This is a genomic window from Candidatus Protofrankia californiensis, from assembly GCF_900634765.1.
Taxonomy (GTDB): domain Bacteria; phylum Actinomycetota; class Actinomycetes; order Frankiales; family Frankiaceae; genus Protofrankia; species Protofrankia californiensis.
Genome location: NZ_CAAAFT010000234.1, coordinates 1 through 1,700, shown reverse-complemented (window position 1 = coordinate 1,700; position 1,700 = coordinate 1). Strand labels below are relative to the sequence as shown.

Sequence of the window (1,700 nt, the reverse complement as noted above, 5' to 3'; positions counted from 1 at the left end):
CCCTCCGGCGTGTCGCCGGTATCCGTCCAGGTCAGGCCGTATATCGGTCGATACCGAGAATGATCAACTTGGCCTATCGACTACGAAATGGCCCTGGCTGGAGTCCGCCCCGCTCACGGCGACAGCCGCCGGCCATCACCGCGTCAGCGTCGACGGCACCCTGATCGCCACCGATCGGATCCGGACCCCCGGCCCCACCCCGGGGGTGGACCTGTGGTGGTCGGGCACACACGACAACCACGGCGGGAACATCCAGGTCGTCACCGCCCCGGACGGCTGGCCATTAGGGCCTGTTCTGAGTCCGGATCACAATCAGGGTATTCGTCCTTCGTTCGGGTGCTTCGGCTGGTAGCACGGCTGTATGACGCGTGGTGATCTGACCGATGGTGAATGGGAGTTGATCGAGCCGCACCTCCCGCTGGGGGCGTCCGGACCGATCCCTGACCTGCGCAGCTATTTCAACGCGGTGATGTGGAGGTTCCGTACCGGCAGCCCCTGGCGGGACGTGCCGGACAGCTACGGCTCCTGGTCGACGATCTACGACCGGTTCCGTAGGTGGGCGCGTGACGGGGTCTTCCAGACCCTCATGGACGCGATGATCACCGAAGCGGCGGCACGCGGCGATGTCGATCTCAGTCTGGTCAGCGTGGACTCCACCGTCACCCGCGCGCATCACCACGCGGCGGGCATGGTGGTCGACCCGGACCTCCTGGAGGACATGGAGAAGGCCCTGACAGAGGAAAAGGGGCTTCAGAAACCGGGCACAACGACTCCGTGACCGAGGCGCCCGAGGGCGCAGAGGAAGCCGAACGGGCACGGCGCCGCGCGGTACGCCGACGCCGCAAGGCCCGGCTGAAGGCCGCCGAACTGGGACGCTCCCGGGGCGGGCTGACCAGCAAGGTGCACCTCGCGACCGACCGGCGCTGCCGCCCACTGTCCATCATCCTCACCCCCGGACAGGCCGCGGACAGCCCGCGTTTCCTCCCGGTCCTGAAGAAGATCAAGGTGCGTGGACCGGTCGGCCGCCCCAGGACCCGGCCGGACGCGGTCGCCGCAGACAAGGCGTACTCGTCCCGCGCCAACCGCGCCCACCTGCGTACACGGAAGATCCGGGCGGTGATCCCGGAGAAGGCCGACCAGATGGCCAACCGTAAGAAGCGCGGCAGCGCCGGAGGCCGCCCGGTCAGCCACGACGCCACGCTCTACAAAGACCGCAACACCGTGGCCCGCCGGGCGTCGACGTGACAGGCGGCGGGCAGCAGCTCGTCCAGGATCCGCGGATAGACAGCAGCCTTATCGGTGGTGACCCCCACCGGCCTGCGGCCATGGGACAGCGCGACGGTGAAGAACCCGCGGGCCGCGGCCAGATCCCGATGCTCACTGGCCAGCACGTCGATGACCTGGCCGTACTGGTCGACCGCCCGGTACAGGTAGATCCACCGGCCGGAGACCTTCACATAGGTCTCGTCGACACACCACCTGTCTCCGGGTGAGTGCCGGCAGGGCCGGGCAGCATCGATCAGTAGGGGGATGAACCGCTGCACCCACCGGTACACCGTCACATGATCGACGACGAGACCACGTTCGGCGAGGAGTTCCTCGACGTCTCGGTACGACAGGGCGTAGCGCAGATACCAGCGGACCGCCAGCACGCTTCCCCTCAGGTGGGAACCGGAAGCCGGTGAACTCCGATGCCGGGA

3 pseudogenes are annotated in these 1,700 nt (G+C 67.8%); 2 read left to right on the top strand and 1 reads right to left on the bottom strand.

Annotated features, from left to right (window positions below):
- Both DD1DGNOD_RS31185 and DD1DGNOD_RS29355 read left to right on the top strand, forming a co-directional pair.
- Nucleotides 1-286, top strand: a pseudogene (locus tag DD1DGNOD_RS31185) (IS5/IS1182 family transposase); the annotation flags it as partial.
- 75 nt (nt 287-361) lie between these two features.
- A pseudogene (locus DD1DGNOD_RS29355) lies at nt 362-1,230 on the top strand (IS5 family transposase); the annotation flags it as partial.
- Here the strand turns inward: DD1DGNOD_RS29355 and DD1DGNOD_RS12650 are convergent.
- Nucleotides 1,227-1,700, bottom strand: a pseudogene (locus DD1DGNOD_RS12650) (IS6 family transposase); the annotation flags it as partial. The pseudogenes DD1DGNOD_RS29355 and DD1DGNOD_RS12650 sit on opposite strands and share 4 nt — an antisense overlap.